At 44.1% G+C, this 7,002-nt stretch carries 9 protein-coding genes; 7 read left to right on the top strand and 2 right to left on the bottom strand.

Annotation, left to right across the window (positions count from 1 at the left end; all coding sequences use genetic code 11):
- The 3 genes from DFR44_RS11605 to DFR44_RS10900 form a co-directional block, all read left to right on the top strand.
- Positions 1–186, top strand: a 186-nt coding sequence (locus DFR44_RS11605) for a hypothetical protein (RefSeq protein WP_211336944.1), incomplete at its 5' end; no start/stop codon positions are given.
- A gap of 271 nt (positions 187–457) precedes the next feature.
- The gene (locus DFR44_RS10905; RefSeq protein ID WP_133621599.1) at positions 458–748 is read left to right on the top strand and encodes a hypothetical protein; all 291 of its coding nucleotides are present in this window, start codon (positions 458–460) and stop codon (positions 746–748) included.
- A gap of 3 nt (positions 749–751) precedes the next feature.
- The gene (locus DFR44_RS10900; RefSeq protein ID WP_133621598.1) at positions 752–1,114 is read left to right on the top strand and encodes a hypothetical protein; all 363 of its coding nucleotides are present in this window, start codon (positions 752–754) and stop codon (positions 1,112–1,114) included.
- Here the strand turns inward: DFR44_RS10900 and DFR44_RS10895 are convergent, their stop codons facing one another.
- Positions 1,115–1,552, bottom strand: a complete 438-nt coding sequence (locus DFR44_RS10895) for a plasmid replication DNA-binding protein (RefSeq protein WP_133621597.1) — start codon at positions 1,550–1,552, stop codon at positions 1,115–1,117.
- Between the two features lie 1,137 nt (positions 1,553–2,689).
- Here DFR44_RS10895 and DFR44_RS10890 point away from each other — a divergent pair.
- Entirely contained in the window at positions 2,690–3,640 is a 951-nt protein-coding gene (locus tag DFR44_RS10890; RefSeq protein WP_133621596.1) for a tyrosine-type recombinase/integrase, read from the top strand.
- A 58-nt stretch (positions 3,641–3,698) separates the two neighbouring features.
- Here DFR44_RS10890 and DFR44_RS10885 read toward each other — a convergent pair whose 3' ends face one another.
- A complete protein-coding gene (locus DFR44_RS10885) occupies positions 3,699–4,568 on the bottom strand; it encodes a replication initiator protein A (protein ID WP_133621595.1) in 870 nt (289 codons plus the stop codon).
- A 642-nt stretch (positions 4,569–5,210) separates the two neighbouring features.
- On the opposite strand from DFR44_RS10885, the gene DFR44_RS10880 reads away from it, so the two are divergent.
- Genes DFR44_RS10880 through DFR44_RS10870 form a run of 3 tightly spaced genes read left to right on the top strand, consistent with a single transcriptional unit; the run spans position 5,211 to position 6,593 of the window.
- Positions 5,211–5,486 (top strand): PAAR domain-containing protein, encoded by a 276-nt coding sequence (locus tag DFR44_RS10880; RefSeq protein WP_133621594.1) that lies wholly within the window; start codon positions 5,211–5,213, stop codon positions 5,484–5,486.
- A 7-nt stretch (positions 5,487–5,493) separates the two neighbouring features.
- A complete protein-coding gene (locus tag DFR44_RS10875; RefSeq protein ID WP_162845257.1) occupies positions 5,494–6,018 on the top strand; it encodes a PAAR domain-containing protein in 525 nt (174 codons plus the stop codon).
- The gene (locus DFR44_RS10870) at positions 6,018–6,593 is read left to right on the top strand and encodes a hypothetical protein (RefSeq protein ID WP_133621592.1); all 576 of its coding nucleotides are present in this window, start codon (positions 6,018–6,020) and stop codon (positions 6,591–6,593) included. Before DFR44_RS10875 ends, DFR44_RS10870 begins: the two co-directional genes overlap by 1 nt.
- The last annotated feature ends 409 nt before the right edge of the window (positions 6,594–7,002 follow it).

Here is a 7,002-nt window from a genome sequence, read left to right as displayed (position 1 = left end):
TTGTTGGAAGATGGGAAATGCCTATACCATCAAGCTATTTTAAAGGTGAGGCTGTTAGATGAAATCAGGCTTAAAAAGAAGAGCTTTGGCATCCGAAATAAAAAACATGGGGCTTCAATAGATGCAAAGGCTTCTTTATGGATTTTGGATATTCCCGTTGACCATGATATATGGCCTAACGAGTGATTATGTGTCTTTTTCAAAGCCATCGACCTTTGGGTATGCAGGTCATTTTTGCGGTTCACTTAACATCTGGACCGTGTTATATCCAATCATTACGTTAGTGCATCTTTCCTCTTTTTTAGCTTGGGTTATTGTACTAGCTTGGTATTTTAAAGTTGATATTCGACCAATAAAGTGGCGTATTTGCTTGCCCTTACTCGTAACTTTTTTCTGTATGTTTCTAGTATGGTGTCTTTGCCAATATGCTATTGGGCTTCCAGTGTTTGGAAATTAAGTGGAAACCGAACAAAAACACAAACCTCTGATCGAATCTGTCGCAAAATACTTATCATTAGGGATGAGTATGCTCATGTTCGGTTTAGGTTTATCTTTATATTTCCCTCCGCCTTGTGAAACAGCAAGATATTGTAATGAATGGGCACAAATGGGCGCCGTACTGTTTGCGTTCCCAGTCAGTTTATACTTTGCGTTTATTTACAGCGCGTTTCACTTTCAGTGGCGGATTCGCTGGTATTTAGTTGCGATTATTTTTTTGGCTATCTTTGGCTTTTACGTGATGATTTGATTTATGAAAGTGGCGTATGGGTTTCGAAAAAAAATGTTTTTGATTTCTCTTTTCTTAGGAATGTTGGCGATTCCGCTTGCTTTACTTGGTTTGTTTGTAGTGACGATATTAGGGGATAGTAACCATTCTGGGCTTGATTTCGTGATGTGCTCAATGGTTTTATTGGTCTTTAGTGCTGTTTCTTGGGCGGTTTTTTACACAACAAAACAAAAGGCATTTTTGTTTGTAGGTTTTATTAACTTGTTTTGTGTAGTTCTGTTCGTGTTTTCTGACAGTCAAAACATAATGGTTGAATATAACAAATGGGTAGAAAGAGGAATGCCTGAAATGTTTGAGCCATCGAGAGAAGCAATACGAATAAACTGATTATTTGCCGAACACCCGCCCAAAGAACCCCTGTTTTTTGGGCGTTTTTTCGTCCGTATCGGGTTTGGGTGCGTTGAGCAGTTTAACCGTGTCGGTCAGCTTGTCGAATTGCCCTTGAAGCCATTTTTCGCGGTCGCGGGCATGTTGCAAGTCATCCTCGAGCTTGCGGATTCGAGCCAAAAGAGCCGCCTCCTGCTCCCCAGGATTCGTGTTTTCTTGTTTTGTGTCCTTAAGTGTTCGAATTGTGTCCAGTTTTTCTTGTGTACGTTCGTGTTTTGTTAGCCTGTTTGACGGTTCGCCAAAGACACGCACCAGTTCCACAAAGTCGAGCTTCTTATCAGCACGGCGAGACAGCTCGCCTTTTTCGATTTTCGCGTAAATAGTAGAGCGAGAGACTTTAAAGAGAGAAGAAGCGGCTTTAATGTCGAGAGGTTTCATCGTCAAATTCCCTTTGTTCAATCGTGTATTGTTGACTTTATTATCACACACATAGCAGACACGACTTAATTTAAATTGCGTGTACTTCCATGTCGTGTGATTTTTAAGTTTTGAACACGATTGAACACACAAAAATCCCTCGTTGATTTGGTGTTTAATCAATGAGGCGCACGCGTTTTTTAGCGTGCAAAAGCGAATCCCCATTGTTAGGCATGTGCGCATCTTCATTTTCGCGCCCGCGAAAATGCGGCCGCAACAGTTATCGCCGAGCATGAGAAATTTGCATCAAAACGCCACTCTCTTTTGTGGGTTTTGCAAAAGAGAGTGGCACATGAACCCGTGCCACAACCCGCCATTTGTAGCATTGCACCAACATTGCAACAGATAATTGCAAGGTGAAAAGAAAGTTTTTGGCGATTATGATAAATTATTAATACCAAAATGTTTGGTGCATCATTTTAAAATGCACAATAAGTGACAGTAACATCCAAGCAACGGACTGTCGGCATCGTATGAGTAGTACACGGTGTGGATGTTTTACTTCAATTGCGAACAGCAAAAGAAGATTACTACAGGAGCGATAACGCGTGCATGCAAAGCACGAGTAACGTTGTGCGCTTCATACGCCATTAAGGCATATCCTAGCTGACAACATTGGTTTGCACCCAATAAGTCATGCACATCAACGTAGAGGGCGTTTTGCTTTTAGTGAAAAAAGCAATGATGTACGCGCCGATACACATAGTCCTGAAAATGTCGAACGGTCGTCCCGACGAGCCGCGCATTTTAAAAAACATAGCAATATATTGCTGATTTTGCAGATTACCAGTTGAGAACCAACGGTAAAAGCGACGCACCCGCATGCGTTGATTTTGTCGTGCTTAACGTAAGTGTGGTTTGCGAGCCGCCGCCCCGTGTTGGAAGCAGGGCAATGCAGCGGTTGATTGAACAATTACCGATTTCGGTTATGACAAAAGCCGAAAACGCCCGAAATTTTGGGTGTTTTACGACAGTGGAAACATTGCGTAAAGCAGTAAGTAAACGCTTAAGTAAATCCATAGCCCCAAAATTGAGTTTTAAACGGGCTTAAACAGCATTAAACAGGCAAACCCATAGATTAGGATAGGCAGATTAATAATGAGCAAAAACAGCATAAAAAGCGGCTGGAAAGGTAGCCTTGCAGCCGTATTGAAAGAACACAACGCAACCAAAGGCGAGACGGGTTACAAAACCGTAGCGAGTGCAGCAACGCAGGATAAGCGAGCAGACGTGCTTTACCGCAGTTTTAACGAGTTGAGAGAGCTTGGTTATAAGTTAGAACGAGTTGAGCAGTTTAAGGGTAGGCACATGCAGGCGCTTGTAAACCATTGGGAGGAGCGCGGCTTATCCGCATCGACCTTGCAAAATAATATAAGCATATTGCGCACGTTTGCGCAGTGGATAGGCAAAGATGGCTTGGTATTGCCATCGGCGCATTATGTGAGTGTTACGGGAGCGGCAAGCCGTACATCCATCGCACATGAAGATAAAAGCTGGCAGGCAAAAGGGATTGATATTGCCGCGAAAATAGACGAGGTGCGGCGCATTGATGCGCGAGTGGCATTGCAAATGGAGTTGCAACACAGCTTTGGTTTACGTGTACGAGAAGCCATGCAACTGCGTCCGTATGTTGCCGACCGTGGGGCGTATTTGGCAGTAACGCTTGGAACGAAAGGCGGGCGCGACCGTGTTGTACCCATCGACACGCCGCAAAAGCGCGAGCTGATAGAACGGGCAAAGACATTCGCGGCGCATAAACATGCCAGTACATCCGACCCGCGACTTAGTTTGGCGCAGGTTAAGAACCATTACAACAGCGTTTGCAGAGCGGCAAAGATTACCAGAGCGCATGGTATAACATCGCACGGATTACGACACGGATACGCACAGCAACGTTACAAGCAAGAAACAGGGCAATCCGCCCCAGTTGTAGAACGAGCCGCAATAGAAAGAATCAACAGAGCGAGCGATTATGCGGCTCGGCTGGTTGTAGCTGAAGAATTGGGGCATAGCCGCGAGGACGTTACAACGCATTACCTGGGGCGTTAGGCTTGCTAAGACGAAAGAGCGAAAAGCGTTGTATAAACAACGCTTGAATGGGTTTAGGTTATTTGGTTGAGCGGTTGGTTTTAGTGAGCATATCCCCAATTTGTGCGCGTGCGCCTTTACCCCCACGCGCATAAAAGGTGAGTATATCGGTCGTTTCATCATAAGCAACTCGATAATCGGGTAGTTCGTTCGATTGAGCGAGTGACTTGAGGTCGAAGCGGAATTTCTTCAGCGGAGAAGTGCTACCTGTTTTTTTATGCAAAACCGCGACAGAAACAGCCCATTTTGGCTGGTTACCGCAATGTTTACGCGCCAACTCGTACACGCGCCTATCAAGGGCTTTGCGCAGTAAGAAATAATCGGGGCTTAATGTAAGGACTTTCATTGAGCGAACCGAACGAAAAAGCCAATTTGGTAGTGTAACTTCGACCGCAACCATACGATTATCGTTGGGCGACCGCTCGATGACCCGCCATGAATCAACAAGGCTAAAGCCCGCACGTTCGCGATAGTTTTCGGTTTCGATGCTTGTGTTAATTGTAGTGCTTTGTAAGCGGTTTAAAGCGTCCGCCATGCGGTTATAGCTATCGCCGTCAGTGCGGCGATTGGTCGTTTTAAGGAAATCGTAGGCGGTAAATCGAACCGTCCTTTGCACATCCTCGCGGTCGCGGTTCATGGCTTCGACCAACTGGCTGATGCAATAAATCCAAATATCCTTATCGTGGATAGTGGCTAATCCCCAGCTCCCAGGATAAACATCCACTGTTATCCCGTTATGTTCGTAATGACGTGGATTTTTATCACCTGCTTTTAAAGCAAATAATGGATGCTCCATGCTTGCCAAGTCGTCTTTTGGCGAGACATCGAAGATGTCGGCAATAAAAAAATCCTTTTGCCTGTAGCGGTCAGTTGTGAGATGAGATGCCATATCGTTACCAATTTGGTTACTAGAACAACGATAGTGTAGTTACTAAAACAACGATAGTCAAGTTACAAGAACCACGAGTTACAAAAACCTGTGGATAACTTTTATCTCCTGTGGATAGGGACGTGTTTTCAGTAACCAAAACCTGTGGATAGGGACGTGTTTTCAGTAACCGCTTTTTCGTGGTTTTGGTAACCCGATTGATTGTTAAAGACAGGCTGGTAAAGGCTTTCAAAAACCGTAACGCGCGCGCGCGGTTTTAACAAATCTTTATATTTAACATGCACCGCTTGCTTATGTGTAGGATAGAAACACAAGAGTTGCTCGACCGCTTAAGCGGTCAAAACCGCAATAAATAAAACCATAGTAAAGGGGCTTCGCCAGCCCCTCGAAACGCTTTCGCGTTTCTCACCCCGCAGGTATTTGTAGCAACTTCGGATAAGGGCGGCATCTGGACAAGAAAAAGCCCGCCGAACGGTTGAATCAACCAAGGGCGGGCTTCCCATCGTTTCCGATGTTGCACGGTCATCGACTCCTCAGCCTGTACCGTGGTTTAATTTTAGCTTAAAAGGCTCGTTATTGAGCAAACATTTAATTGTCGCTGGTATATCATATTTGGATTATTAACCACTGGGAGAAAGCGGCATGGAAACAAATGTATCAGTTTCGCGTTTAGGCGATAAAAGCGACCACGGCGGCGAGATAATTACGGCGACGGCCAATGCGAAAATTGACGGAGTAGCAATAGCCAAAGCAGGCGACATCCATCGATGCCCAATCCACGGCGATACGCCTATTAGTGCGCGTTCAGATATGTCAACGAATGATGTCCCCTGGGCGCATATCGGTGCGGTCGCTGGATGTGGTGCAATTATCACTACAGGTTCAGACAATTTAAAAGCACCGCTGGCAGGGGTTTAAAATGGTAATGAGAAAGCAAATTGTTGTCGGTGACCCACCATCGACAGGCGGAGCCGTTTTGCCCTACGATGGACCAGAAAACACGCTACACGGGCATCAGGTCGCCTTAATCGGTGGCAAAGTCAAATGTGAAGCCTGCGGGAAAATAGGCGTTATTGCTAAAGCTGGAGGACCGAGAAGATTCGGGGCGGGCAACGGTAATCAAATGGCTTTAGAGGGCGATTTATGTATATGTGCTTGCCATCCACCGCCGCCCATGCTTTCTGTTTTGCACCACACGTCATCATACGATGATGATGCCTACGGGAATCCCGCATTAGCTCCATTTTATGATGAGCAAATTAGAGCCGTAGACGAAAAAACGGGGCAAGTGCTCGATGGTGTTGCATACTACATTAAATCAAGCACAGGCAAGGTTTACAAGGGGTATACCGATGAGTTCGGCTTATGCCCGCGTATTGATACTGAAGGCGCAGAAACTTTAACGGTTTGGTTTGGTATCTTAGCACTAGAACAAGAGGGGGGTATTTGATGACAACAGGCAAAGCAAAATCAAAACCAAGTGGAAAAGTTGTTACAAACACAAATCTTGGGTCTGTAATTGCTGTAAAACATGCGGCACCCGTTGTTGAATTGTACGCCCGTGTAGCAGTTAGCGAATTAATGGGGATGTTCAGTCCGAAGTCTCCCAGTTTGCATTTTTTGATTGTAATATGGGATAGTTATTCTGGATTTATAGGTGTTGATGGTCAGCCCACAGCAGATAAAAAAATACGCACCAACTTTTATAGAGCAAAAAGTGATTTACCTGGTGGGATTGTTTCTATCAAAACCATTCATCCGCCATCAAATATGAGTGCTCAAACTTTTGCAGATAGGCTGATTGTAGGAGCAAAATCATTCGAAGATGGTGTTTTAAACTATTCTTTTCCTGACAATGTTTTTGGCGAAAAAATGGGAGAGGGTGAATATAACAGTAGCTCTTATGTCGCTGGATTGTTGGGCAGTGTTATGGGTTATGTCCCGAGTTTTACAATGCCTGGTTATCAGATGCCTGGATGGGAGAATCCCATTCCATTCCATTGCTTTAGGAAGCATGTAAGATGAGTGTCCATATAAAGATTATCTCACAATTTCTTTTATTGTCTTTGCTGTTCCCGCTGTATGCTTTTCTTGAAGAAAAGCATTACCTCGATTTTCTTAAGATGGAACAGTCAAAAATTAACTATCCGTTCATATTGCTTTTATTATTTATAGTTTTTTGTGGTGTTTGTATTTATCGAAAATACTTTTTTGATCGAACCCTTAAAGGATTCTTCAAGAAATTATTCTTGTTTTCATTTTTGTGTATTTTAAGTTTTGCCTTTTCGATTTTGACTTTGTTCTTTCTTGGGGTTTTTGTGTTAGGTGCTCCATTTTGATTGTTGGAAGATGGGAAATGCCTATACCATCAAGCTATTTTAAAGGTGAGGCTGTTAGATGAAATCAGGCTTAAAAAGAAGAGCTTTGGCATCCG

The sequence above is a fragment of the Hydromonas duriensis genome, from assembly GCF_004363775.1.
GTDB lineage: Bacteria > Pseudomonadota > Gammaproteobacteria > Burkholderiales > Burkholderiaceae > Hydromonas > Hydromonas duriensis.
Note: the sequence above shows the minus strand (reverse complement) of the source record. Positions and strands in the feature narration are given on the sequence as shown.